This is a genomic window from Haloplanus ruber (assembly GCF_024494725.1).
GTDB classification, from domain to species: Archaea; Halobacteriota; Halobacteria; order Halobacteriales; family Haloferacaceae; genus Haloplanus; species Haloplanus ruber.
In genome coordinates, this window is the sequence record NZ_JANHDK010000001.1 from 1,128,316 (window position 1) to 1,151,584 (window position 23,269).

Sequence of the window (23,269 nt, forward strand, 5' to 3'; positions counted from 1 at the left end):
GTGAAAAACGTCGTCGCTACCGCGGGGCGACGCCGCCGGTCTCGGCGTCGAACCGCACCCGTCCCTCGACAGCGAGTTTGTCGAGGTGAGCGCGGACGGTGGCGGCCGCGAGAGGTCGATGGTCGCCGAGTTCGCGGTCGTAGGCGGCGTCGACCACGGCGTCGACGGAGTCGGCACCCGCACGGACGGCGCGTTCGACCCGCCGCTCGCGGTCGAGACGGTGGAAGTAGAGGCGCTCCAGGGTCGCCCGCGGGTCGTCGATCACGGGACCGTGGCCCGGAAACAGGCGGGGTGGATCGCGGGCGAGGAGGCGACGGAGGGCGACGAGATACGCTCGCAGGTCGCCCTCGGGAGCCGCGACGGCGACGCTCCCGGTGGCGACGGCGAGGTCACCCGAGAGAATCCCGGCGTCGGTGGCGAAGGCCACGTGGTCGGGCGCGTGGCCCGGGGTGTCGACGACGGTCACGGCGCCGACCCGGTCGCCCTCGGTGAAGGTACGGTCGGGGGGGTGACCGGTCGCGGCCGCGAACCGCGCCTCGCGTCCGCGGCGTGCCCAGAGCGTCGCGCCCGTCTCCGCGGCGTAGGTGGCGGCGCCGTCGACGTGGTCGGGGTGGGCGTGTGTGATCGCGACGTGGGCCACCTCGCGGTCGGCGACGGCGGCGTCGAGGTCGTCGGTGCGCCCGGCCGGATCGACGAGGAGTGCGCCGGCCGGGTCGTCGACGAGATAGGCGTTCGTCCGGCCGCCCGGGGCCGAGGTGTCCGTCGAAACCGGAACGCGCGTGACCGTCCGCGTCACGGTGTCACTTCTCGATGATGCTTTCCTCGACGGTTTCGCCGAAGTGGCGGGCGCCGTCCCCGTAGTGGAGGAGCATCTCGTCGCCGGCTTCGAGGTCGGTGACGGCGGTCCGCCCCTCGCGGGTGTGGACCTTGATCGTCTCGGCGTTTTGGAGGAGCGTCTCGACGCGGTCGACGCCCTCCTCCGTCTCGACTTCGGCCTCCACGCGGAACATGGGTCGCTTTTCGATCTTGACGCGACCGACGACGGCCTCGCGGGTGTCGCCATCGGTGTCGACCACCTGCACCTCGTCCCCGCTCGTCAGTTCGGAGAGATACTGCGTGCCGCCGCCGGGCGTGCGGACGTAGGCGTGGACGGCGCCGGCGTTCACCCGGAAGGGCCGGGAGGCGACGTACGGCGACTCGGCGGTCTCCGCGTGGACGAAAAAGAGTCCGCGAGACATCGAGCCGACCAGCATCCCCTCCGATCCCTCCATGAGCGACCCGGTGTCGACACAGACTCGGTCGGCCATGCCCGTCCGTTCGACGGCGGTCACCGTGGCGTACTCCAAGTCGAGGTGTTCGCGCTCGGCGGCATCGCGGACCTCACAGGTCTCCCGAATCTCGTCGGGGTCGTCCGAGTCCAACAGGACGCCGTCGGCACCGATCTCCAGCGTCTCGAAGGCAGTCTGGGCCTCTTCGGCGGTCGTGACGCCGGCGATCAGTTCCGTCTCCTCCCCGATACGGGCGATGAGGTTCTCGAGGGGGATGATCGTCCAGTCCTCCCCGACGACGAAGGTGTAGTCGGCGTCGGTGGCGGCCGCCTCCGCGAACGTCTCGTACTCCTTGCCGAGGATGCGGACGTAGGCGCCCCGAGTCGACCGGTCGTCGCGGCGAAGCGTCGAGAGGTCGGCCGACCCCGAGAGATCCGGCGGAAGGTCGACCGTGCCGTCGCCCTCACCGTTCTTACCGACGACGTACGCGTCGGGGACGGCGCCCTCATCCTCGGCGTCCTCGACGAGGTCAGCGTCGGAGCGGAAGGCAGCAACGTTCACGTCGCCGAGTTCGCGAACCTTCGCCACGTCCGTCTCGTCGACGAGCACCCAGTCGACGCCGGCTTCGAGACCGGCGGTGATGCGTTCCGTTCGCGACTCCCAGTCGCCGACCGTCCCGTCGGCTTTCAGCCACACGCTCCGTGTCATTACCTGCACCTCAACGGGACCGGGCTTCAACGTGGCGGATGGGGGCTATGCTTCGAGGAGACCGCCGCGCCGAAGCGCCTCGTCGATGCCAGCGCCGTCGTGGATAACCGCGGAGATGGCTCGCGTGATGGCGCCGGGGTCGTCGTGTTGGAAGATGGACCGGCCCATGGAGACGCCGGCGGCACCGCCGTCCATCGCCCCGCGGACCATCTCGACGGTCTGGCGGTCGGTCCCGCGGCTTCCGCCGGCGATGACGACCGGCAGGCGTGTGCCGTCACAGACCGGGGCGAAGCTGTCACCGTCGCCGCTGTACCCCGTCTTGACGACGTCCGCGCCGAGTTCCTCCGCGAGGCGGACGGCGTGGGCCAGCGCCGCCGGGTCGTCCTCCTCGATATCCGGGCCGCGGGCGTAGGCCATCGCGAGCGTCGGGACGCCGAGTTCCTCCGCGCGCTCGGTCACCCGCGCGAGGTCGGTCATCTGTTGGGGTTCGTACTCGGAGCCGACGTTGATGTGGAAGGAGACGGCGTCGGCCCCGGCCCGGAGCGCCGCCTCAACGGTGCCGGTGCGGCGCTTGTCCGACTCGTCGGGACCGATGTTCGTCGAGCCGTTGAGGTGGACGATGTAGCCCGCCTCGTTTTTGTTGTCGTGGACGCGGGAGGCGACCCCCTTCTGCGTGAGGACGGCGTCGGCCCCGCCGTCGGTGATCGCGTCGATAGTCGATTCGATGTCGACCAGTCCTTTCACCGGCCCCAGCGTGACGCCGTGGTCCATCGGGACGATCAGGTAGCGGTCATCTGTCGAGATGCGCCGCAGGCGCGCTCGTGTTCCCGTGTTCATCGATATGTTACCCTGTACCAGTGGTGCTTATGTACGTTCCGGATGCGGACGTTCGTTCGCCGCCGCCCCGCGGAGCGCACCCTCCTTGAGTTCGCGGGCTTTGCCCTCCAGTCGGCTTGCGACGGTCACGGCTGGATCGCCGCGCTCGACGCCCTGTGCGACGATATCGACGAGTGCGGAGCCGACGATGACGCCGTCGGCGCCCGCCTCGATCACGCGCTGGGCGTGGTCGCCGGTCGAGATTCCGAAGCCGACGGCCTTCGGCACGTCCCACTCAGCGACGCGTTCGAGACTCTCCTCGGCCCGGCCCGAGAGGTCCGTGCGGGCACCGGTCGTCCCGAGTCGCGCTTGGACGTAGACGTATCCCGACACCTGAGACATGATGCGTTCCAGGCGTTCACCTTTCGTCGTCGGGGCGACGATGAAGACGAGTTCACAGCCGTGTTCGTCGCAGGCCTCGCGGAGCGGTTCGGCCTCCTCGGCTGGCAGGTCGGGGACGACGAAGCCGTCGATCCCCGCCGCGGCCGCCCGGCGGACGAAGTCCTCGGGGCCGCCGCCCTCGCCGAACTGGTAGATCAGGTTGTAGTAGGTCATACAGACCAGCGGCACGTCGACATCGAGGTCCTCGACGAACTCGAAGTAGCGGGTGGGCGTCATGCCCGCCTCCAGCGCACGGACGATGGCGCCCTGGATGGTCGACCCTTCGGCGATTGGCTCCGAGAACGGCAAGCCGAGTTCGATAACGTCCGCACCACCCCGTTCCAGCGCTTCGACGTAGGACAGCGAGGATTCGTAGTCGGGGTCGCCGGCCGCGAGGTAGGGGACGAAAGCCGGCCCGTCGGCGAACGCCGCGGAGATGCGACTCATCAGAACCCTCCCGTTCCGGCGAACGTCTCCATCTCCGGTGCGTTCTCGACGTCGCGGTCGTGGGTCTCCTCCAGAACGGTTTCGAGGTCCTTGTCGCCACGGCCGGAGATGTTGAGCAGGATGACCTCGCCGAGGTCCGCGTGGTTCTCCTCAACGTAGGCGACGGCGTGGGCGGATTCGAGCGCCGGAATGATGCCCTCTAGCTGCGAGAGGCGGTGGAACCCCTCGAGCGCCGGGTCGTCGGCGACGTTGACCGCCGTGACGCGCCCGCGGTCGACGAGATTGGCGAGTTCGGGACCGACGCCGGCGTAGTCGAGGCCGGACGAGACGCTGTGGGACTCCATGATCTGCCCGTCACGGTCCTGTAACACGCGCGTTCGGGAGCCGTGGAGGACGCCTTCGGTGCCGGTCGAGAGCGTCGCGGAGTTGGGGGCGACGCCCTCCGCCTCGTCGACTTCCAGACTACTGCCGCCGGCCTCGACGGCGTAGAGGTCGACCTCCTCGTCGGGGACGAACTCCGCGAAAAGCCCCATCGTGTTCGAGCCGCCGCCGGCGCAGGTGAGCACGGAATCGGGGAGTCGACCCGCCTTCTCGATCATCTGCTCGCGCGCTTCCTCGGAGATAACGCGCTGGAAGTCACGCACCATCGCCGGGAACGGGTGGGGACCGACGACGCTCCCGATGACGTAGTGGGTGTCTTCGACGTTGGTCGCCCAGTCGCGCATCGTCTCGCTGATGGCCTCTTTCAGCGTGCCGCGGCCGACGGTCACCGGGGTGACCTCCGCGCCGTTGAGCCGCATCCGGAACACGTTGGGTCGCTGGCGGTTGATGTCCCGTCGCCCCATGTACACCTCACAGGGCATACCGAGGTGGGCACACGCCATCGCCGTCGCGGTGCCGTGCTGTCCGGCGCCCGTCTCCGCGATGATTCGGTCCTTGCCCATGTACTTCGCCAAGAGCACCTGTCCGAGCGCGTTGTTCAGCTTGTGGGCGCCGCCGTGGAGCAGGTCCTCGCGTTTGAGGTAGACGTCACGGTCGTAGCGCTCCGAGAGGCGGTGGGCCTTCTGGAGCGGCGTCGGTCGGCCGCCGAAGTCGGCCAGTCGCTCGCGAAAGTCGTCCATGAAGCCGTCCTCGTTGTCGAGGACGTACCGCTCGTACGCGTCTTCCAGTTCCTCGATAGCGGGCATCAACGCCTCGGGAACGTACTGTCCACCGTACTCGCCAAACTTGCCTGTGTGAGAACTCATGCTGTGGTCAATCGCCGCACGTTCGCTGTCACGTCGCCATCCATGATCGCACTGCCGATCAGCAGGGCGTCGGCACCCGCCGAACGCATCCGCTGGACGTCCGCAGTCGACGCGATGCCACTCTCAGCGAGCAACGTCACGTCGTCGGGAACCGACGGCGCCAGCGACTCGAAGGTGTCAAGGTCGACCTCGAGGCGCGCCAGGTCGCGGTTGTTAATCCCGATCAAGTCTGCATCCGCGGCGACCGCTCGGTCCAGTTCCGCCCGCGTGTGTACCTCGACCAGCGGCTGGAAGCCACGCTCGCGTGCCGCCGCGACGAGGGCTGGCAGGTCGTCGACGAACCGCGCGATCAACAGGACGGCGTCCGACTCCACGACATCGAGTTGGGCCTCCGTCAGGATAAAGTCCTTGCGAAGCACTGGCACGTCGACCGCCGCCCGGATCCGCTCCAGTGACGCCGGCGATCCGCCGAAGTGGTCGGATTCGGTCAACACCGACAGCGCCGCCGCGCCGCCGTCGACCATCGCTCGCGCGAGGTCGACCGGGTCGTCGTCCCGCCGTCCGTCGGTCGTCGGGCTAGTCGGCTTCACCTCCGCGATCACCGGCGCCCGGCCGTCGGCCTCGGCGGCGGCGAAAGCCTCGGGGACGGACCGCGCGTCGACCGAGACGCGCTCCCCGCCGCCGGTCCGGTCGCGGGCGGCCGACAGAATCGACCGCACCGCGGGCGCCAGTTCTTCACCATTAGCGTCCATCATTGTACACTAACGGACGTATCTGCACATAAGACTTGCGCCCCATGCCGGCGGCCGCCGACGGCAATCCATATGGGCCGCGCCACCCTCCGTTCGGCCATGGAAGGACTCTACGCTCGCGAGACGCCGGCGCTCGGCCGCGCCGTGCAGGTGGGACTGGCCGGCGACCGCGTTATCAGCGTCTCGTTCCCCGAGACAGTGCCGGCGGACGCCGACCCCGACCATCCACTACTCGACCGCGTGTTCGCCTACCTCGACGGGGCCGAAGACCACTTCGACGACGTCGAGGTGGCGCTCACCGTCCCGACCGAACGGCGGGCAGTGCTCGAAGCGGCGCGGAACGTCCCCTACGGCGAGACGGTCGACGTATCGCGGCTGGCGCGACTGGCCGGCCTCGACGACGACGACGCCGAGGACCTCGACACCGTCCGCGCCGCGCTCCGGGGGAATCCGGTGCCGCTGTTCATCCCCGACCACCGGATCGAGGGGCGGGGTGCGACGCCGCCGCCGGTCGCCGAGCGCCTTCGCGACCTCGAAGCGTGATCACCGACCGTTGCCGACGAACTCCATCGCGTTTACCAGGTAGTGAGCGACCACGACGGTCGCCAGGCTGTCGGTCACGACGAAGGCGACGGCGAGGACGAACCCGAGCGCTCCGGAGACGACGATCCCCAGTCGCCCCTGGGCACCGTGCCCGAGGGCGAACGCGACGGAGGAGAGGGCCGCGAGCAGCCACGGGGAGAGGTCAAAGCCCACCGCGAAGGCGCCGATCAGGACCCCCCGAAAGAGAAGTTCCTCGAACCCGGCGACGAGCGGCAGAACGACTCCGAGAAGACCCACCCAGCCGACGGCCGTCTCGGGGGTCATGGCCCGCCGGAGGCGCTCGGGGTCGCCGAGTTCGAACCGGTCGGTCAGCCGCGAGCCGACGGCGTTGACCGCGTGGAGTCCGACGCCGAGGGCGACACCGACGAGTAGGTCGGGTCGCGCGAACGCATCGGCCGCGAGACCGAGAGCCGCGGCCGGGACCCCGGTGAGCCACGTTCCGACCACCAAAATCGACGCGAAGGCACCCTGCGAGATGACGACGTTCGCGAGGAGCGTCGGCGTCGAAAGCGTCGCTGGACGGCGGACGGCCGGCGAGGGTGTGGGCGACGCCCCGACGACACGGTCGGAGAGGGTGGCGGGAAAATCGGGCGCGTCGAACGTCGTAGTGGAGAGGCGAGCGAGAACGAGAAGGCCCACGAGGACGACGCCGACGAAGCCGGCGAACGCCGCCCACTCGGGCACGTTTACTGCGGGCTGGGGCTGCTCGGGCCCTGACTGACGCTCTGTTTGTCGAGCGCGGAGCCCGTGATCGTCTTGAGGCGGTCGACCAGCGAGTCCTTCTCGGGTTCGCCTTCGAGCGCCACGTCGAGGACCTCGCTGATGTGGCTGACGGGGATGATCTCGATCATGTCCTCGTATTCGTCTTCGATCATCACGTCTTGGAGGTTAGCCTCGGGGATGATGACCCGATCACAGCCGGTCTTTGCGGCGGCCTCGATCTTGTGGGTGACGCCGCCGACGGGGAGGACGTCGCCTCGGACCGAGAGCGATCCGGTCATGGCGAGCGACTGGTCGACACCGACGCCTTCCAGCGCGCTGATGACCGCGGTGGCGACGGTGATGGAGGCGGAGTCGCCGTCGACGCCGCCCTCGCCCGCTTGGACGAACTGGATGTGGATGTCCTTCTGGGTGATGTCCTCGTCGGAGAACTTCTTGATGATGGCCGAGACGTTCGAGACTGCCTCCTGTGCCATCTCCTTCAGCTGACCGGTCGCGATGACCTCACCCGGCCCCTGCGAGGGAGTCACCTCGGCCATCACCGGGAGGACGATACCGGAGTCCTCGCCCATGACAGCCAGGCCGTTGACGCGGCCGGGGACGTAACCCTCGGCGACTTGGAGCTCGTAGTCCTTGCGCCGCTGGATGTAGTCGTCCGCGAGCTGCTGTTCGATGCTCCGGGAGCGACCCTTCGCCTGCAGGATGTGTTCGCGGGTCGTGTACTCGGCGTCGTCGGCCCGAGCGATGTCGCCCGCGACCCGGACGAGGCCGCCGAGGTTCCGGAGTTCGAGCGTGAGGTGGCCCTTCCGGCCCGCACGACGCCGCGCTTCGAGGATGACCTCCTCGATGGCATCGTCGGTGAAGTGGGGCAGGCGGCCGTCCTTCTCGACCTCTTGGGCGATAAAGCGGGCGTACTTCCGGCGCATCTCCGGGGTGTCCTCGATGGTGTCGTCCATGTACACCTCGTACCCGTACCCCTTGATCCGCGAGCGGAGCGCGGGGTGCATGTTCTCCATGGCGTCGAGGTTCCCCGCGGCAATCATGACGAAGTCACAGGGCACGGGTTCGGTCTGGACCATGGCACCCGAGGAGCGCTCGGACTGACCCGTGATGCCGAACTCGCCTTCCTGAATGGCCGTCATGAGATGCTGCTGGGAGCGCACGTCGAGCGTGTTGATCTCGTCGATGAACAGCACGCCCTTGTTGGCCTTGTGGATGGCGCCGGGTTCGACACGGTCGTGGGACGGCGTCTCCATGCCGCCGGACTGGAACGGGTCGTGGCGCACGTCGCCGAGCAGGGCACCCGCGTGGGCACCGGTGGCGTCCTCGAACGGCGCCGTCTGCTGGTCGGCGGTGTTCACGATGAGGTTCGGGATCATCGCATCGGAGCCACGGGAGCCGTAGCGGAAGGCGAGGTAGATGATCCCCGCCGCGAGGATGCCGAGCAGAATGTTGCCGGCGATGATGAGCGAGTAGCCCAGCACGATGGCGATGATGATCCACATCAGGAACGAGCGCATCTGATTGCGCTTGCGGGCTTCTTCCTTGTGGGCCTCGACGATCTGATCGCCCTTCCCCGAGGGCACCGTCCGCACCTTCGGTTCGTTGCCGTCGTCGGGGTTGTGATAGACGAGAACGTCCTGCAGTTCCTCCTTGGGAAGCAGTTCGCTCATCGCCTTCGCGAGCATCGACTTCCCCGTCCCGGGGGAGCCGATCATCATGACGTGACGGCGCTGTTTGGCCGCCTTCATCACCACGTCGCGGGCGTGTTCTTGGCCGATCACCTGATCGACGAGTCGGTCGGGGACCTTGATCTCGGCGGTCGAATCGATCTGCAGGCCGCCGAGGAGGCCGTCCTCGGACTCTTCGTCGATTTCGGCGTCGATCTGGACGTCACTGCCGAGGTCGTCGATGGTCCGCTCGTCCGGTTCGTCGGCCGGCGCGTCGGCCTGGCCGTTGCCGGATTCCGGTCCATCGGACGGGACAGGGACGTCGTCCTCCCAGTCGTCGGCCCCACCAAGATCGTCACGGGACGGGTCGGGGTCGACCCGGTCCCGTTCGTCGCCGGATCGCGTCCGGCCGTTCGAGGAACTGTGTTCCTCGCCATCGGGGGGGCGCTCGTCCGTGTTCGTGTCGTCGTTCATAGAACGGTATCGTTGGTCAGACTGAAGGGTGCGCAACTGATATACTTTCTCCCCCCAGTATCAGCGTCGAAGTGTACGGATCGGGCGTGACACTCCGTCTACGGTGGAAATACGCCCCATTTCACGACTCGTCGAATTTATAAATGCTCGTGCGCACGTCGTCATCATGCGTGGGTTCTATATCGGCCGGTTCCAGCCGTATCACGACGGCCACCATCGGATGGTCCGGGAGATCGTCTCGGAGGTGGACGAACTCGTCCTCGGAATCGGCTCCGCCGGCCACTCCCACTCGCGCCGCAATCCTTTCACCGCGGGCGAACGCGTGATGATGGTCACCAAGTCGGTCGCGGAGTTCGACTGTACGAGCTACGTCGTCCCCATCGAGGACCTCGACCGGAACTCCGTCTGGGTGAGTCACGTCCGGAGCATGTCGCCTTCCTTCGACGTGGCGTACTCGAACAACCCGCTCGTCATCCAACTGTTCACGGAGGCCGGCGTCGAGGTCCGCCAGTCGCCCATGTTCAACCGCGGCGTACTGGAGGGTGCGGAACTCCGGGAACGCATGGACGAGGGCGGCGAGTGGCGCCACCTCGTCCCCGACCCGGTGGTCGACGTGATCGAAGAGATCGATGGCATCGAGCGGATTCAGCGCGTGAGCGAGACCGACACCAACGAGACGTGATCACGCTCGCCTCCGACTTCGGCTCGCCGTACCCCGCGGCGATGCGGGGTGTCATCTGCCGGCAGAGCGAGGCTCGCCTCGTCGACGTGACCCACGACCTACCCCGCGGTGCCGTCCGGGAGTCGGCATTCTGGCTCCGTGAGACGCTGCCGACCTTCCCGCCGGCGACCCACCTCGCCGTGGTCGACCCCGGCGTCGGCACCGACCGGGGCGTCCTCGTCGGCCGGGCGAGCGGTCACACGTTCGTCGGCCCGGACAACGGCCTGCTGATCCCCGCCGCGCGACGGATTGCCGGCGACGACGGCGTCGACTGGTTCCACGCCGATCCCGGCGACCCGGCGTCCACCACCTTCCACGGCCGGGACGTGTTCGCGCCCCTGGCGGCGAGGGTCCACGAAGTCGTCAGATCGCAGGGGTACGGCGCACTCGACGCCCACGACCGCCTGACGCCCGCCGACCCGACGACCGTCGACCTGCCCGAGGCGACGGTCGAAGCCGACGCCGCCGCGGGGACCGTCCTCGCTGTCGACGACTTCGGCAACGTCGTCACGAACGTCCCCGGAGACTTCCTCGACGGCCGGGAGGCGGTGACGGTGAACGGCGAGCAGGTTCCCGTCGCGGAGACGTTCGCGTCGGTCGCCCCGGGTGAGCCGCTCGTCACCGTCGGCAGTCACGGCTACGTGGAGTGTGACGTGAATCGGGGTCGGGGCGACGAACAGTTCGACCTGACGGCCGGCGACGCGGTCCGGATGGCGTAGCGAGCGCGACGGATCAGCGCCAGTCGTATCGCGCGACGGCGCGGTCGGAGCGATCCGAGATACCGTGCGGGTTGCGCGTGGGCGAACGGTCCTTGACGCGGGCGATCACCCCGTCGGCGGTGCCGCGGGCGACGCCGCCGACGACAGCACGGCCGGTGGCGAACCACTCTGTCGGATCGAGATCACCGCGGAGGACGTCTCGGCCCGCAGCGAGGGCGTCCCGGGCGGCCCGTCGGATCGTTCCCGTGGCCACGGCCGGCCTGATCCCGTAGTTTTTGACGAGGCGGTAAGAGAGCGCCCGGAACTCGGCGCCACGGTCGCCGGTGGCCACGCCGCCGTCGGCGGAGTACTCCCGTCGGACGCCCATCTCCGGTCGCCAAGCCACGTCGAAATCCAGCGCGGCCAGTCGGTGAGCGGCGTCGCGGTCGCCGCCCGTTTCGAGATATTCGTCGAAGCCGTCGAGGGCGTCGACGACCCGTCGCCGAAAGGCGACGTTGCCGCCGTTGAAATACGTCACCTCGCGGGACCCGATCGTTCGGCGCTCGGACTCCTCGGTGGTCATCCCGCCGCCGAGGGTGCGGTGGGTCGGGCCGGTGGCGACCGGTGCGTCGGCCAACCCGTCGCGCAGACCGTCGAGCCACGAGGCTTCGACGACGAGGTCGTAGCGGAGGAAGGCCACCACGTCACCGGTCGCGACCTCTAACCCGGCGTTGCGGGAGACGTTCTCGGTGCGGGTCGACACCTCTACGAGGACATCGACGTCGTCGCGTTCGCGAACCATCCCGGTAGTGCCGTCCGTCGACGGACCGTTGACGACGACAACCTCAGCGTCCGGGACGTGGGTGGCGAGGGTGTCGAGCCCCGCCGCGAGGTGGTCCCGGCCGTTGAGTGTCGGTATCACTACCGAGAGATCCATATCCGGTCACACCGCCTCCGACACTATAACGATTCCCACTCGCCTCAAACGCGCGTGTTCCAGTAGGAGACGGATGCGAGGGCGTTCCCGAGGGGTGTGTCGCCGATGGCGGTATCGGCAGACCGGAAGGCGCCGGCCAACTGGTTGGGAATCTTTCGGTAGAACCCGTACGGGAGGACGAAGTCGTGACTCGCGTCGGCCAGTTCGAGGCCCGCGCCGCCGATGAGTCGGTCGACCTCCTCGCGACCGTAGAGCCGCGACCCCATCGGGAGCAGCCAGTTGTAGAGAACTCGGGTGCTACGGTCGTTGAACGTATCGAAAAACACCTGCTCTTTCGAGACGCGACACATCTCTGCGAGGAACTTCGCCGGCGTGTCGGCAAGGTGGAAAAACCGCATCGCAAAGACGGTATCGAAGTGGTCGTCGGGGAACGGGAGTCGCGCCGCGTCGCCGCGAAGGAACTCGATGCGGTCGGTCACACCCGCCGCCCGGGCCTTCTCCCGTCCCTGTGACAGCATCGCCGAGGAGATGTCCAGACCGACGATGTCCGCCCCGCGCTCGGCCAGCATGACGGTAAACCGTCCCGTTCCACAGGCGATTTCGAGTACCCGCCGATCCTCGATGGGGGTCAGCGCTTCGAGGACGGCCCGTTTCTCCCGGCGGTCGATCAGTCGCCCGCCACGCGAGAACCGCTTGGCGTCGTACGCCTGGGCGACTTCGTCCGTCTGGTACCACTCCTCTCCTTTCACGGTTCGCGTCTCTCTGCCCGAAGATTAAAACCGTACTGGATGCGGGCGCGACGGCCGGCCGTGATAGATTAGGACATATAAGGTATTCCCGGAATATGCACGCATATGGAGATAACCTTTACCACTACCGGCTGGGAGGTACGGCTATGAGCACCACAGCGGCAGATTCCGTCGGTGAAGACCGGTTGACGACCAGCGAATACCGCGAGCGGCTTCGCGAACTCCCCCCGAGTGCGAAGCTCGTCGCTAAGGTGCTGGAGAGCGACTCGCCGCTGTCACAGGGCCAACTCGCCGAGGAGTCACTGCTCCCCGACCGGACGGTTCGGTACGCGCTGAACCGGCTGGAGGAGTCCGACATCGTCGGCTCCCGGTACAGCTTCAAGGACGCCCGCAAGCAGGTCTACTTCCTGCGGACGTAGTTACTCCTCTTCGGTTTGCGACCCGGCACACCACGGGCAAAAGGAGAGGTCTGGGTCGAGTTCGCGCCCACAGGCGGGACACGGAACCGTCGGCTCGTCGGCATCGACGGCCGTCACGCTCCGCTCCCGACGCGCGACGGCGTAGGTATCGACCGTGTTCAGCGCGAGAAGCACGACCACCGGGCCGGTCACCCGAAGCGGGAGGGTCGAAAGCGTCGCCGTCTCCGGGTCCGCGAAGGCTGCGACGAGCACCAGTCCCGTCCCGAGGACGAGGGAAAACCACGCGAACGCGCGTCCCCACTCCCGGAGATAGGCGTGTCCCGCCCCGGCGACGCCGACGGCGGCGCCACCGACGCTGATCGCGACGGCGAGGAGCGTCCGGCGTTCCGCGTCGATCATCGCTCCGAAGTCGACGCGCCACTCGCTTATACTCTCGGTCGGTCTCACCGCCCGCCCAATCGCTCGATCAGCGTCGCCAGGGTCGCCAGGTCGTACTGTCCCGGCGCGGTCGCCTCGGCGGGATCGACCGGCGCGTATCCAATCGTCGACCCGTAGAGGGGGGCGACCACACGCGTGTGTCGCCCGGCCTCGCCCATCGCCATCGTCGCCACCCGGTCGCCACGGGCCGTCGCCGCGTGGGTGGCCGACAGGACCGTCAGCGCGTCGCCTCGGTCGGTGGCCGTCACCGCTGCCTTTCCCACGTCTCCCAGGTCCGCCGCCGTCACGAGCAGGTCGTCCAGCCGCGACTCCGAGGGCGTCCCCTCGAAGTCGTGGACCGAGGCGACGACCGCGGCCCCGCGGTCGCGTGCCGTCGCCGCCACGGTCGAACCGGGCGGCTCCCTGAGACTCGACACCTCGATATCGACCGCCTCGACCGCGTCGTAGCCGCTCGCCGTCTCCAGAACGTCGAGACGCGCCCGCTCCGGCCCGTCGGCGTCGCCACCCTCGGCTGGGTCGCGGTTCGTCGCGATGATCGGCAGGTCGCCGTCGTAGTCGTCGAGAGCGACCAGCGGATCCGACGCGAGGTCCATCCGGAACTCCACGGCGTCGGCGTGGGCGCGGGCCGCGGGTTCGTCGTCGAGGTCAGCCGTCGCCGCCGCGAGCACCAGCGAGTCGAAGTCCATGGGCTACCGTTCGTCGTCCGGGATTAAGTCGTTCCCGTCGGCCGGCTCGTGATCCACTAGATAGCGCCGGCCGTCGTCGAGCGTCGCCGCGGTCACGGCCGAGACGGTGGACGGTCGAATCCGACGCTCGGCCTTCGTGACGACACGAAAGTCGTAGTGTTCGGCCTCGTACCCGCCATCTCGGTCGGCCATCGCCTCCCGGTGGCGCGCCAGGCGGTCGGCGACGCGCCGGCGCGAAATCGTCGGGAGGTCGTCCACCCGGTCGTCGAGCGCGGTAAAGAGGTCGCCGTCGAGGTCGTAGCCGACCGAGTTTCGGCCGGCGAGCATGGCCGCGAGCGCCGTCGTCCCGGTCCCAGCGAAGGGATCGAGCACCTGGTCGCCCTGCACCGAGAACATCCGGACGAGACGGAGCGGAATCTCGACGGGGAAAGCCGCCGAGCGGTCCCGACGCTCCGTGTCCCCGTTCTCGCCCTGTCTCTCGCCGCGAACCTCCCACAGGTCCGAGAACCACCGGTTGCGCTCCTCCCAGAAGAAGGCGCTCTCGTACCGGTCGTCGTCGCCCGGTGGGAACGAGCGGGTCCCACCTTTGCGAAAGAGGAGGATATACTCGTGTTCGAGGGTGACGTAGGCGTTCGTCGGGAGCGTGCCCGACCCCATGAACTTCGCGAGGCTGTTTGTCGGCTTGCGCCAGAGCACGTCGGGAAGCGGGGTCAGTCCCCGGGAGCGGAGAGCGTCGACGATCCGTGCGTGGTTCGGGAACTGCTGAAACTCGCCGCCGACCGAACGGGTCGCGTCGCCGACGTTGATGCAGGCGATGCCCCCGGGCGCCAGCACGCGGTCGAGTTCGTCCCAGACAGCGTCGAGTTGGGCGTGCATGAGTTCGAAGGCGGCGTCACCGTCGCCGGCGTCGAGTGCCGCGCGTACGTCGGGGTCCCGTCCCGCGAAGAGGTCGTCCCAGAGGTCGATCATGGGGTAGGGAGGAGAGGTGACGACCAGTGGGACCGACTCGTCGGCAACCGCGTCCATCGCGGCCGCGTCGCCGACGTGGAGTTCGTGTGTGGTCCGCATCGCTACCACGTCCCGGCGCCCGGCAGGTATCGGTGTCGGTCGCGACACGCCGCGGCGTTCATATGAGTCGCCCTCGTGGATCGACCGTGTCCGAGCCTCGTCGCCTCGTCTCGCTCGCACCGGCCGCCACGGTGACGCTTCGGGAACTCGGCGTCGCCGACCGCCTCGTCGGCGTCACGAGCCACTGCCCGAAGGAACTGGCCGACGTCGACGCCGATCCGGCAGTCCTGGGTGGGTGGCTGACCCCCGACCTCGACCGCCTCGAAGCCCTCGATCCGGACCTCGTCTGTACCGGTGACGCCCTGCAGTCCGACCTCCGGGACGCCATCCGGAGCCGCGGACCCGCAGTCCACCACACCGACGCCACGACGCTCGACGGCGCCATCGAGGGGTTCGTCGAACTCGGTCGGGCCGTCGGCCGACCGGACGCGGGCGCCGCCCTCGCCGCTCGGAGTCGTGAGCGCCTCGCTCGCCTCCGCGACCGGGCCCCGGACGAGCGCCCGACCGTCTACTGCGAGGAGTGGGCGGAGCCGCCGATGGCCGCCGGTAACTGGGTACCCGAGGCCGTCGCCGCCGCCGGCGGTCACTACCCCTTCGTCGACCCCGGCGAGCGCTCGCGGGCGGTCACCCCCGCCGACGTCGAGGCGGCCGACCCCGACCACGCCGTTCTCCACCTCTGTGGCCAGGGGACGGACGTCGACCCCGCGACGATCACCGACCGGGACTGGGCTATCGACCCGGCGGTCCACGTCGTCGACGACGCGCTCTTGAACCAGCCAAGCCCGAACCTGCTCGATGGGATCGAACGGCTGGCCGACCTGTTTCACGAGTGGTGAGGCGGGCTACTCCGCCTCGGGGTCCGGCTCCGCGGCGCCCGTTTCGTCCACCGCAGTCGTCAGCGAGACGTTGAGCGCGAGCATCGAGACGATACCGCCAGCGACGGTGACGAGGTTCTTGACGGCGTGATCGAGGACGGCGGCGCCGAAGGCGGTGGCACCGGTCACGGGCGTCAGTCCCGCGACGAGGAGGGTGAAGGCCGCCTCGTAGAGTCCGATGCCGCCGGGAGAGAGGGGCAACACCTTCGCCAGATTGCCGACGCTGACCGCGAAGAATCCGACGGCGACGAGCGTCGGCGTCGAAAGCGCCACGTCGAAGGCCGCGAGGACGAGGATGGCGGTCACCACGTCCAGCGCCCAGATGGCGAGACTGCTGGCGCCCACCCGAGCGAAGGCGCCGCGGTCGGCGGCGACGGCCTGGATATCGCCGACGAACGATTCGAGGATGCCTGCCACGTAGTCGGCGTAGGAGTCGGAGCTAACGCGGGCGATCAGCCGCCGGATCAGGTTGCCGTCGCGGCGGGCGGAAACGACGATGGCGGCGGTAGCGAGGACGGCCGCGGCCGCGACGCCTGCCGCCACCGTCAGGGCCGTCCGGGCGCTCCGTGGGTCGACGCCCGGGACACTCCCGGAGAGCGTCGCCACCACCGAGTCGGTCGCCCCGGTGAGGACGTATCCGACGAGGACCGCACCGCCAAGGACCGTGATGGTCAGCAGATCGAACACCCGCTCGACGGCCAGGGAGGCGAAGCCGGTCGGATAGGGGATGTTGCGGCGTGCCTTCATCACGTACGCACGCACGCCATCGCCCGCGCGGAAGGGAAAGACCAGGTTACCGGTCTGGCTGATGAACACCGCGCCGGTGAGAAAGCCGAGGCGCTCGCGGTAGCCGAGTTCGACGAGAATATCGCGGTAGCGGCCGCCGCGAAGCGGCCACGAGAGGAGGTAGACGGCGGCCGCGAGCGCGACCAGCCGGCGATTCGCACCCTCCAGCTCCGCCAGCACGGCACCCGGATCGAGATACAGCGTCATGAGCGCGAGCGCAAGGAGCGTCAAGAGCACCCCGGAGCCGACGCTCACCCGACGGGTGATCCGGGGACTTACCGACACCTGCCACCAGAGCCGGAGGATCTGGCTACCCATCCCGAACACGTCGCGGACGAGGTCGACTTTCGTATCGCCTTTCGGCTCCCACTCGACGGGGAACTCGGCCACCTCCAAGCCGGCCCGCTGGGCGCGGATCAGTAGCTCCGTGTCCCAGAACCAGTGTTCGTCCTCGACCTGGCCGTGGAGGCGCTCGAAGGCCTCGCGGTTCAGCGCCTTGAATCCACACTGGTGATCGCGGAGCGGTGAGCGGAGAAACAGGCGAACGAGTCCGTTGTACGCCCGGGAGGGGATACCGCGTTTGGCGGGGCGCTCGGCGACCCGGCCGGGCATCCACCGCGACCCGGTCGCCACGTCCGCCTCGCCGGTGTGAACCCGCTGGATCAGCTCCTCCAGATGCCGCATGTCGGTCGCGAGGTCGGTGTCGAAGTAGACGAGCGTCTCGCCGTCGGCGGCGGCGAAGGCGCGTTCGAGCGCGCCGCCGCGGCCGAGCCGTTCGTCGCTGTGGACGTGGCGGACGCGGTCGTCGGCGGCGGCGAGTCGGTCCGCAATCTCCGGAGTCCGATCCGCACAGCCGTCCTCGGCGACGATTACCTCGAAGGCCCTCGGCGGAAGGAAGTCGGCGAGCGTCGTGAGGGTCGTCTCGACGGTCCCCTCGATGGTCCGCGCCTCGTTGTAGGCGGGGAGGACGACGCTGACCTCGACGCCGGCGGCGTCGCGGGACCGATCCATTTGGCGAGGATGGTCGGGCCGTGCTCAAGAACTTTCTGTCTCGGCTGTCCCACGCTTTTGGGCCAGTAGGTGCGACGACACGCCCGAGTCCGGTTCGGCGGTCGGTAGCGTGATCGCCCGCCGCGAGTGCCGAACTCCGCCGGACTGGGCACCGACGGGGAGTGGAGGCGCGGGACGGCCCGATCCGGCCCGTCGCGTATCCTCGTTCCGGTCGCCATCGCTGAGACCATCGCGCGACGCGCGGGTGCCACCCTCGGCGGCAACTCCGACGTTGGGAAGCCGTACGCCGACACGGGCGAAGGAGCGAAGTGAGCGGCACGCGAAGGGGGTCGCGTGAAAGAGTTCGAGCGCAAGCAGCTCCTCGAACGCGTCAACCGTGAGGCGGCGACGGTGGGCGCGACCATCCCCGAAACCATCGACGTGCAGGGCGAGGAGGTGGATCTTCAGGAGTTCGTCTTCGAGATCAAACGCCGCGACACGGTGCCCCAAGGCGAACGCGAGCGTGTCGAACAGGCAAAGCGGAACCTCCGCCGCGAGCGACTCGAGCGGCTCGAACCCATCGAGGACGGTGAGGTGAGCTACGCCGAGGGCGAGCGCTTGGTCGAGAGTATCATCGGCATCGACCGCGCGCTCAACGCCCTCGAGGCGCTCGGGACGGCGGACCTCGAACACGAGGCCGAAGCCCAGGAGGCCGCGGATCGCAAGCGCTGGATGAAGTTCCTGCGGAAGGCGCTCGGTCACGAGGACACGAGTCACAACACCCGGGGGCGGCCGTGAGCCTGAGCGCGGAGGTGGCGGCCCGCTTCGAGGAGATGGCCGATCTGCTCGAAGCCCGCGGCGTCGAGTACAAACCCCGGAGCTACCGTCGCGCCGCCGAGAACGTCCGCGAACATCCGACGCCGGTCGAGGACCTCGTGGCGGAAGGGGTCGAGGCAGTCGAGCGAATCGACGGCGTCGGCGAGGCGCTCGCGGAGAAGGTCGTCGAGTACGCAGAGACCGGCGACATCGAGGAACTGGCCGAACTGCGAGCGGACCTCCCGGTCGACATGGCGGCGCTGACGAGCGTCGAGGGCGTCGGCCCGAAGACGGTCGGCGCGCTCTACGAGGCGCTCGGGGTCACGACCCTCGACGAACTGGAGGCGGCCGCGGAGGCGGGCGAGATCCGCGAAGTGTCGGGATTTGGCGCCAAGACCGAGGCGAACATCCGCGAGAACGTCCCCTTCGCGCGCCAGGCCCAGAAGCGGGAACGCCTCGGCGACGCCCGCCCGGTCGCGGAGGCGATCCGCGACCGCCTCCGCGGCGCGGACCCGGTCGAGCGCGCCGAACTCGCAGGGTCGCTCCGCCGGTGGCGCGAGACCATCGGCGACGTCGACGTGTTGGTGGCCAGTGAGGACGCCCCCGCGGCCGTCGACGCCTTTCTCGACTGGGACGCCGTCGACGACGTAATCGAGTCGGGGACGACGAAAGCGAGCGTCCGGGCCCGCGGACTCCGGGTCGACTGTCGGGTGGTCGTTCCCGACGAGTTCGGCGCGGCACTCCAGTATTTCACCGGGAGCAAGGACCACAACGTCCATCTCCGGAACATCGCCATCGAGCGCGATCTGAAGATGAACGAGTACGGCGTGTTCGACGTAAGCGAGGCGCACCGCGACGCCGACGGCCGGACAGCGTCGGGCGCCGGAGCGGACGGGGACGATCAGCGCGCCGGCCGGCGGGTCGGGGGCGCGACCGAGGCAGAGATGTACGACGCCCTCGGCCTGTCGCTCGTCCCGCCGGAACTCCGCGAGGATCGAGGCGAGATCGAAGCGGCCCGAGCGGGGCGCCTCCCGACTCTCCTCGCCCCCGGTGACCTTCGCGGTGACCTCCACGTCCACACCGACTGGTCCGACGGGACCGAATCGGTCGAGGCGATGATCGCCGCGGCGGCCGAGCGTGGCGACGACTACGTCGCCATCACCGACCACGCCACCGGGCCGGGAATGGTCGGGGGCGTCGGCCTCAACGACGACGACCTGCGCGAGCAGATGGCGGCCGTCGCGGACGCGGCGGGCGACGCCACCGCCGACATCGAGGTGTTCCACGGCGTCGAGGCCAACGTCGACGCCGACGGCAACCTCTCGGTGGGGGACGACGTGCTCGCCGACCTCGATCTCGTGATCGCCTCGCCCCACAGCGCCTTGGGCCAGGATCGGGAGACGGCGACCGATCGGCTCGTCGCCGCGGTCGAACACCCCGAAACGGATATCCTCGGCCACCCGACCGGGCGACGCATCAACGACCGACCGGGACTCGATCCGGACCTCGACCGACTGGCCACGGCGGCCGCCGACGCCAACACGGCCCTGGAGGTGAACGCCAACCCCCACCGTCTCGACCTGAACGACGCGGGGGTCAGGACCGCCATCGAGGCCGGTGCGCCCATCGCCGTCGACACCGACGCCCACGGAGTGAACGAGTTCGACCTCCGGCGGTACGGCGTTCACACCGCGCGCCGGGGGTGGGCCGAGACCGACGACGTGGTGAACAGCCGGCCAGTCGCGTCGCTGTCGACGTTTCTCGCGTGACGGACCGCTTCCTCTGTGACGCGATGCTCGGCAAACTGGCGACCTACCTGCGGATGTGCGGCTACGATACGGCCTACGCCCTCGACCGGGAGGTCGAGGCCGACGACGCGGTCCGGGAACTCGCACGCGACGAGGACCGACGGCTCCTCACCCGTGACGCCGCCCTCGCCGCGCGGACGGCAGCGGCGATCCGACTCACGGCACGGGATATCGAGGGCCAGTTGGACGAACTCCGCGAGGCGGGGGTGTCGCTCTCGCTCCCGGAGCGGCCGCGACGGTGCGGGCGGTGTAACGGCCCGCTGGCTCCCGTCGACGCGTCGACAACGACGCCAGCGGACGCGCCCGACCCCGCGACGACCGACGTCTGGCGGTGCAGGCGGTGTGGCGGCCACTTCTGGATGGGGAGTCACTGGGACGACGTGCGGCGACGGCTGAACGACGGTTAGCGGCGACTCCGTCCAGACCGACGACGCGGGACCGCGTGATCAGCGATTGCTCCAGTCCTCGCAGGCGTCCATGTCGGCCATGACGCCGTCGTGGTAGCCACAGTAGGGCTGGATGCCGCGCTCGGTACGGACGTACTCGAAGTGCTCGCAGTTGCCGCAGTAGCGGTCGGCGGCGTCGGTGGTCGCGTCGGCCGCGGCCGTCGACTTCCAGGTCTCGTCGGCCCGGTCGGTCGGTCCGGACGGGGAGGGTGGAGACTGGGGAGGCGACGTCCCAGCCGCCCCGCCGTCCGACGTCGAGGTGACGGTGGTGACCTCGCGGATATCGTCGGCGTCGGCCCCGCCGTCGCTCACACCGGAATCGACGGTCCCCGTCGGGCCGGCGACGCCGCCGCCGAGGCCGACCCCGCCGCCCGAGTTCGAGCGATCCACCTCGATCACCTTCGTCTCGCCTTGGCGAGTCACCTCCATCGTGACGGTGCCGCCGGGATCGTTGCGCGTCTTGAAGTTGGCGATGCCGACGAACAGACACCAGAAGGTGGTGAGCGCGCCGAGGAAGTAGATGCCGGCGGTCGGGAGCGTCAGATCGACCATACCGGGGGCGCAGTTGGCACCGGACCACCGACAGGGGTAGGCGTGGGCGAACAGTGCGACGCCGAGGACGGCGACGCTGGCGCCGATGCCGGCGGCGGCGCGTGTCGACCGCTCCGCCGGGAGAACCGCCGAGATGCCGAGAAAGACGGCGGGCACGCCGAGACCGGCGAGGATGCCGCCGTACTCGCGCACGTCGAGGAGGGTGATTCCACCGCCCAGTAACACGTCCGTCGTGGCGACGACGATCCCCGCCACGACGAGGACGATGCCAACGAGAAAGAGGCTCGCCCCCGCGTAGATCTGCCGGAGACCCGGACCGCTCCGGTCGTCTCCGTGGTAGACCTCCCCGAGACTGGTCATAGCCAAGACTACGCCACCCACCCACAAAACCCTACGTCAGACGGGCGTGTGACGGCGTGTCGGCGGAGCGAGCGGTTCCGGGCGGTTCGAAGGGATTAACTCCCGGGCGAGAGTAGCCCGAAACATGGCAGAGGACGAGGACGACACGGAGCCGGCGGTCGAACTCGGAGAGGGCGAACCGGTCGAGGGCGCACCGCTCGCACGCGTCGCCTCCCGGCTCACCTGGCCGCAGGAAGCGAGCAACGTGCGACGGAAAGAGGGGACGGCGACGATTCGGACCCCCGATGGACCGCGGACGCTCGATTCGGTGCTCGACGACGTCGACGAAACCTACTTCGATACGCGACAGACGTTCCTGTCCGCCGTGCGGTCGGTGATCGGGACGGGACCAGTCGCTACCGCCGAGGAGTGAGGTGAACCGCCCCCGGCTTTCTTGGGTGCGAACATCGCTGCTCGCCGGTCTCTGTCTCTCGGTTCTCTGGTCGCTCTGGAGCGTGCCGCCTACCAGTCTGCCCGCACGGTTGGTTCGGGACGTGACGCTTTTCATCGGGCTCCCCTGTGTCTTGGCGGTCGGTCGCAGCCGCGACATCGGGTGGCGCGTCGACCGGCGCGTGCTCCGCAACACCGTCGCGCTCGCCCTCGTCGTCACGCCGTTTTACGTCGTCGGAGCGTCGCTGCCGACGATCCGAACGTACTACCCCATGTGGGCGACCGACACCGCACTCGCAACCTTCCTGCCACACGCCGCCGCTCAGTTCGTCGTCGCCGCCGCCGCCGAGACGTACTACCGGGGGTTGCTCTGTGTCGGTATCCGCGAACTCGGACTCAAGAGTGTCTTCATCAGCCCCGTCGTCTACGCCTTCCATCACATCCACAAGCCGCCGATAGAACTGCTCCTGTCCGCGCCGGCCGACGTCTTCTTCGGCGCCGTCGACTATCGGAGCGAGTCGATCCTGCCCTCGGTAGTGGCCCACGGCGGTGGACTCGCCTTGCTCGATTGGCTGGTGCTCAACCCGCCGCTCGTCCCGACGGCGACGGTCGTTCGGTTGCTCTCGTGGCTTCCAGTCCCGCTGTAGCGACGGCCGCGCTCGCACGATGCGCCGTGGGCGCGAGGTGGCCGTCGCGGCCGTGGCTCGTCGGAGAGCGCACACGACGTTGTGGGCCCTTCGTGGGTACCACAGCGTGTCGGGAGTCGTCGACGCCGGTCCGAACAGGACGAGACACCGGGACTCTCGGCAGTGGTTTATTCGGCCGGCGTGCGTTACGGCGAGTGTGACACTCCCCATCGACCCCTCGGTTCTCGACGCGGCGGACATCGGCGAAAAACGGGCGACCCTGGAGATGGACCACGAGGCGGCCATCGAACACGTCCGGGAGACGTTCGCGGCGGCAGGGTTCGGCGTCCCCGTCGAGTTCTCGCCGTCCGACCTCCTCAACGAGAAGGTGGACGCGGACCGGGACCCCTACTACGTACTCGGGGCGTGCAACCCCACGATGGCCGACCGCGTCCTCGACGCCAGCGACGGCCGGATGGGCGCGCTGTTCCCGTGTAATGTCGTCGTCTGGGAGACGGAGCCGGGCGTTCAGGTCGTCTATCACGTGAGCATCATGCGAATCGGCCGGCTGGTCGGCCTCGCGCCCGACGACGACGAAATGGCGAACGTCGTCGCCGAGACGGGCGAAATGGTCGACGCCGCGTTCGCCGCGCTGTAGGATCGTTGCCGCCGCCGTGAACCCGCGGCTGTCACGGCGTCCAGCGAAGCGATGTGGCGGT

General features: G+C 68.9%; 27 protein-coding genes. 12 read left to right on the forward strand and 15 right to left on the reverse strand.

Annotated elements, in window-relative coordinates; genetic code table 11:
• Positions 1-16: 16 nt before the first annotated feature.
• From NO878_RS06055 to trpC, 6 genes are read right to left on the reverse strand one after another with little or no spacing between them, the layout of a single operon-like run.
• Positions 17-796: an MBL fold metallo-hydrolase gene (locus tag NO878_RS06055; protein ID WP_256405063.1), complete on the reverse strand. Its 780-nt coding sequence runs from the start codon at positions 794-796 to the stop codon at positions 17-19.
• 4 nt (positions 797-800) lie between these two features.
• Positions 801-1,976 carry a 3-dehydroquinate synthase II gene (locus NO878_RS06060; protein WP_256405064.1) on the reverse strand — a complete coding sequence of 392 codons (1,176 nt, stop codon included), beginning with the start codon at positions 1,974-1,976 and terminating at the stop codon, positions 801-803.
• Positions 1,977-2,021: 45 nt separating this feature from the next.
• Positions 2,022-2,813 (reverse strand): 2-amino-3,7-dideoxy-D-threo-hept-6-ulosonate synthase, encoded by a 792-nt coding sequence (locus tag NO878_RS06065; RefSeq protein ID WP_256405065.1) that lies wholly within the window; start codon positions 2,811-2,813, stop codon positions 2,022-2,024.
• 27 nt (positions 2,814-2,840) lie between these two features.
• Complete coding sequence (gene trpA, locus NO878_RS06070) at positions 2,841-3,680, reverse strand: tryptophan synthase subunit alpha (protein WP_256405066.1); 840 nt, start codon at positions 3,678-3,680, stop codon at positions 2,841-2,843.
• A complete protein-coding gene (gene trpB / locus NO878_RS06075) occupies positions 3,680-4,927 on the reverse strand; it encodes a tryptophan synthase subunit beta (protein ID WP_256405067.1) in 1,248 nt (415 codons plus the stop codon). The genes trpA and trpB overlap by 1 nt, the downstream gene beginning before the upstream one ends.
• Positions 4,924-5,679, reverse strand: coding sequence for an indole-3-glycerol phosphate synthase (gene trpC, locus NO878_RS06080; RefSeq protein ID WP_256405471.1), 756 nt, complete (start codon positions 5,677-5,679; stop codon positions 4,924-4,926). Before trpC ends, trpB begins: the two co-directional genes overlap by 4 nt.
• Before the next feature lie 99 nt (positions 5,680-5,778).
• Between trpC and NO878_RS06085 the strand changes: the two genes are divergently transcribed.
• Positions 5,779-6,222 carry an MGMT family protein gene (locus NO878_RS06085; RefSeq protein ID WP_256405068.1) on the forward strand — a complete coding sequence of 148 codons (444 nt, stop codon included), beginning with the start codon at positions 5,779-5,781 and terminating at the stop codon, positions 6,220-6,222.
• Here the strand turns inward: NO878_RS06085 and NO878_RS06090 are convergent, their stop codons facing one another.
• Together NO878_RS06090 and lonB are read right to left on the reverse strand one after the other, a co-directional pair.
• Positions 6,223-6,966 (reverse strand): CPBP family intramembrane glutamic endopeptidase, encoded by a 744-nt coding sequence (locus NO878_RS06090; RefSeq protein WP_256405069.1) that lies wholly within the window; start codon positions 6,964-6,966, stop codon positions 6,223-6,225. It abuts the gene before it with no gap.
• A gap of 2 nt (positions 6,967-6,968) precedes the next feature.
• Complete coding sequence (lonB, locus tag NO878_RS06095; protein WP_256405070.1) at positions 6,969-9,146, reverse strand: ATP-dependent protease LonB; 2,178 nt, start codon at positions 9,144-9,146, stop codon at positions 6,969-6,971.
• A gap of 166 nt (positions 9,147-9,312) precedes the next feature.
• Here lonB and NO878_RS06100 point away from each other — a divergent pair, with 166 nt between their 5' ends.
• Positions 9,313-9,828 carry a nicotinamide-nucleotide adenylyltransferase gene (locus tag NO878_RS06100; RefSeq protein WP_256405071.1) on the forward strand — a complete coding sequence of 172 codons (516 nt, stop codon included), beginning with the start codon at positions 9,313-9,315 and terminating at the stop codon, positions 9,826-9,828.
• On the forward strand, positions 9,825-10,586 hold the full coding sequence (locus tag NO878_RS06105; protein ID WP_256405072.1) for an SAM hydrolase/SAM-dependent halogenase family protein: 762 nt from the start codon (positions 9,825-9,827) through the stop codon (positions 10,584-10,586). Before NO878_RS06100 ends, NO878_RS06105 begins: the two co-directional genes overlap by 4 nt.
• Positions 10,587-10,599: 13 nt before the next feature.
• Here NO878_RS06105 and NO878_RS06110 read toward each other — a convergent pair whose 3' ends face one another.
• Together NO878_RS06110 and NO878_RS06115 are read right to left on the reverse strand one after the other, a co-directional pair.
• Positions 10,600-11,502, reverse strand: a complete 903-nt coding sequence (locus tag NO878_RS06110) for a glycosyltransferase family 2 protein (protein WP_256405073.1) — start codon at positions 11,500-11,502, stop codon at positions 10,600-10,602.
• Positions 11,503-11,546: 44 nt separating this feature from the next.
• The gene (locus tag NO878_RS06115; RefSeq protein WP_256405074.1) at positions 11,547-12,251 is read right to left on the reverse strand and encodes a class I SAM-dependent methyltransferase; all 705 of its coding nucleotides are present in this window, start codon (positions 12,249-12,251) and stop codon (positions 11,547-11,549) included.
• Positions 12,252-12,397: 146 nt separating this feature from the next.
• Here NO878_RS06115 and NO878_RS06120 point away from each other — a divergent pair, with 146 nt between their 5' ends.
• On the forward strand, positions 12,398-12,670 hold the full coding sequence (locus NO878_RS06120; RefSeq protein ID WP_256405075.1) for a winged helix-turn-helix domain-containing protein: 273 nt from the start codon (positions 12,398-12,400) through the stop codon (positions 12,668-12,670).
• On the opposite strand, the gene NO878_RS06125 is transcribed toward NO878_RS06120, so the two are convergent.
• The 3 genes from NO878_RS06125 to NO878_RS06135 are packed head-to-tail and all read right to left on the reverse strand — an operon-like array spanning position 12,671 to position 14,862.
• A complete protein-coding gene (locus NO878_RS06125) occupies positions 12,671-13,069 on the reverse strand; it encodes a DUF7575 domain-containing protein (protein ID WP_256405076.1) in 399 nt (132 codons plus the stop codon).
• A gap of 44 nt (positions 13,070-13,113) precedes the next feature.
• Positions 13,114-13,794 (reverse strand): type I 3-dehydroquinate dehydratase, encoded by a 681-nt coding sequence (locus NO878_RS06130; protein ID WP_256405077.1) that lies wholly within the window; start codon positions 13,792-13,794, stop codon positions 13,114-13,116.
• A gap of 3 nt (positions 13,795-13,797) precedes the next feature.
• Positions 13,798-14,862: a DNA-methyltransferase gene (locus NO878_RS06135; RefSeq protein ID WP_256405078.1), complete on the reverse strand. Its 1,065-nt coding sequence runs from the start codon at positions 14,860-14,862 to the stop codon at positions 13,798-13,800.
• Positions 14,863-14,948: 86 nt separating this feature from the next.
• Between NO878_RS06135 and NO878_RS06140 the strand changes: the two genes are divergently transcribed.
• On the forward strand, positions 14,949-15,698 hold the full coding sequence (locus tag NO878_RS06140) for a helical backbone metal receptor (protein WP_256405079.1): 750 nt from the start codon (positions 14,949-14,951) through the stop codon (positions 15,696-15,698).
• Between the two features lie 6 nt (positions 15,699-15,704).
• Here NO878_RS06140 and NO878_RS06145 read toward each other — a convergent pair whose 3' ends face one another.
• Positions 15,705-17,534 (reverse strand): flippase-like domain-containing protein, encoded by a 1,830-nt coding sequence (locus tag NO878_RS06145; RefSeq protein ID WP_256405080.1) that lies wholly within the window; start codon positions 17,532-17,534, stop codon positions 15,705-15,707.
• A 126-nt stretch (positions 17,535-17,660) separates the two neighbouring features.
• On the opposite strand from NO878_RS06145, the gene NO878_RS06150 reads away from it, so the two are divergent.
• Genes NO878_RS06150 through NO878_RS06165 form a run of 4 tightly spaced genes read left to right on the forward strand, consistent with a single transcriptional unit; the run spans position 17,661 to position 20,544 of the window.
• On the forward strand, positions 17,661-17,846 hold the full coding sequence (locus NO878_RS06150; RefSeq protein ID WP_256405081.1) for a hypothetical protein: 186 nt from the start codon (positions 17,661-17,663) through the stop codon (positions 17,844-17,846).
• Positions 17,847-17,867: 21 nt separating this feature from the next.
• On the forward strand, positions 17,868-18,311 hold the full coding sequence (locus NO878_RS06155) for a DUF5788 family protein (protein WP_256405082.1): 444 nt from the start codon (positions 17,868-17,870) through the stop codon (positions 18,309-18,311).
• Positions 18,308-20,098 carry a DNA polymerase/3'-5' exonuclease PolX gene (locus tag NO878_RS06160; protein ID WP_256405083.1) on the forward strand — a complete coding sequence of 597 codons (1,791 nt, stop codon included), beginning with the start codon at positions 18,308-18,310 and terminating at the stop codon, positions 20,096-20,098. Before NO878_RS06155 ends, NO878_RS06160 begins: the two co-directional genes overlap by 4 nt.
• Positions 20,095-20,544: a Mut7-C RNAse domain-containing protein gene (locus NO878_RS06165; RefSeq protein ID WP_256405084.1), complete on the forward strand. Its 450-nt coding sequence runs from the start codon at positions 20,095-20,097 to the stop codon at positions 20,542-20,544. The genes NO878_RS06160 and NO878_RS06165 overlap by 4 nt, the downstream gene beginning before the upstream one ends.
• A gap of 39 nt (positions 20,545-20,583) precedes the next feature.
• On the opposite strand, the gene NO878_RS06170 is transcribed toward NO878_RS06165, so the two are convergent.
• Entirely contained in the window at positions 20,584-21,495 is a 912-nt protein-coding gene (locus NO878_RS06170) for a cell division protein CdpA domain-containing protein (RefSeq protein ID WP_256405085.1), read from the reverse strand.
• 124 nt (positions 21,496-21,619) lie between these two features.
• Between NO878_RS06170 and NO878_RS06175 the strand changes: the two genes are divergently transcribed.
• From NO878_RS06175 to NO878_RS06185, 3 genes are all read left to right on the forward strand, one after another.
• A complete protein-coding gene (locus NO878_RS06175; RefSeq protein WP_256405086.1) occupies positions 21,620-21,907 on the forward strand; it encodes a DUF5789 family protein in 288 nt (95 codons plus the stop codon).
• A gap of 1 nt (position 21,908) precedes the next feature.
• Entirely contained in the window at positions 21,909-22,571 is a 663-nt protein-coding gene (locus tag NO878_RS06180) for a CPBP family intramembrane glutamic endopeptidase (protein ID WP_256405087.1), read from the forward strand.
• Between the two features lie 196 nt (positions 22,572-22,767).
• Positions 22,768-23,208: a DUF302 domain-containing protein gene (locus NO878_RS06185; RefSeq protein WP_256405088.1), complete on the forward strand. Its 441-nt coding sequence runs from the start codon at positions 22,768-22,770 to the stop codon at positions 23,206-23,208.
• Positions 23,209-23,269 lie beyond the last annotated feature (61 nt).

What these genes read in the sequence shown, in the direction of transcription:
- NO878_RS06100 (WP_256405071.1), top strand. Translation starts at nt 9,313, where the DNA reads ATGCGTGGGTTCTATATCGGCCGGTTCCAGCCGTATCACGACGGCCAC.
- NO878_RS06110 (WP_256405073.1), bottom strand. Translation starts at nt 11,502, where the DNA reads ATGGATCTCTCGGTAGTGATACCGACACTCAACGGCCGGGACCACCTC.
- lonB (WP_256405070.1), bottom strand. Translation starts at nt 9,146, where the DNA reads ATGAACGACGACACGAACACGGACGAGCGCCCCCCCGATGGCGAGGAA.
- NO878_RS06125 (WP_256405076.1), bottom strand. Translation starts at nt 13,069, where the DNA reads ATGATCGACGCGGAACGCCGGACGCTCCTCGCCGTCGCGATCAGCGTC.
- trpA (WP_256405066.1), bottom strand. Translation starts at nt 3,680, where the DNA reads ATGAGTCGCATCTCCGCGGCGTTCGCCGACGGGCCGGCTTTCGTCCCC.
- trpC (WP_256405471.1), bottom strand. Translation starts at nt 5,679, where the DNA reads ATGGACGCTAATGGTGAAGAACTGGCGCCCGCGGTGCGGTCGATTCTG.
- NO878_RS06175 (WP_256405086.1), top strand. Translation starts at nt 21,620, where the DNA reads ATGGCAGAGGACGAGGACGACACGGAGCCGGCGGTCGAACTCGGAGAG.
- NO878_RS06085 (WP_256405068.1), top strand. Translation starts at nt 5,779, where the DNA reads ATGGAAGGACTCTACGCTCGCGAGACGCCGGCGCTCGGCCGCGCCGTG.
- NO878_RS06060 (WP_256405064.1), bottom strand. Translation starts at nt 1,976, where the DNA reads ATGACACGGAGCGTGTGGCTGAAAGCCGACGGGACGGTCGGCGACTGG.
- NO878_RS06145 (WP_256405080.1), bottom strand. Translation starts at nt 17,534, where the DNA reads ATGGATCGGTCCCGCGACGCCGCCGGCGTCGAGGTCAGCGTCGTCCTC.
- NO878_RS06120 (WP_256405075.1), top strand. Translation starts at nt 12,398, where the DNA reads ATGAGCACCACAGCGGCAGATTCCGTCGGTGAAGACCGGTTGACGACC.
- NO878_RS06130 (WP_256405077.1), bottom strand. Translation starts at nt 13,794, where the DNA reads ATGGACTTCGACTCGCTGGTGCTCGCGGCGGCGACGGCTGACCTCGAC.
- NO878_RS06065 (WP_256405065.1), bottom strand. Translation starts at nt 2,813, where the DNA reads ATGAACACGGGAACACGAGCGCGCCTGCGGCGCATCTCGACAGATGAC.
- NO878_RS06170 (WP_256405085.1), bottom strand. Translation starts at nt 21,495, where the DNA reads ATGACCAGTCTCGGGGAGGTCTACCACGGAGACGACCGGAGCGGTCCG.
- NO878_RS06135 (WP_256405078.1), bottom strand. Translation starts at nt 14,862, where the DNA reads ATGCGGACCACACACGAACTCCACGTCGGCGACGCGGCCGCGATGGAC.
- trpB (WP_256405067.1), bottom strand. Translation starts at nt 4,927, where the DNA reads ATGAGTTCTCACACAGGCAAGTTTGGCGAGTACGGTGGACAGTACGTT.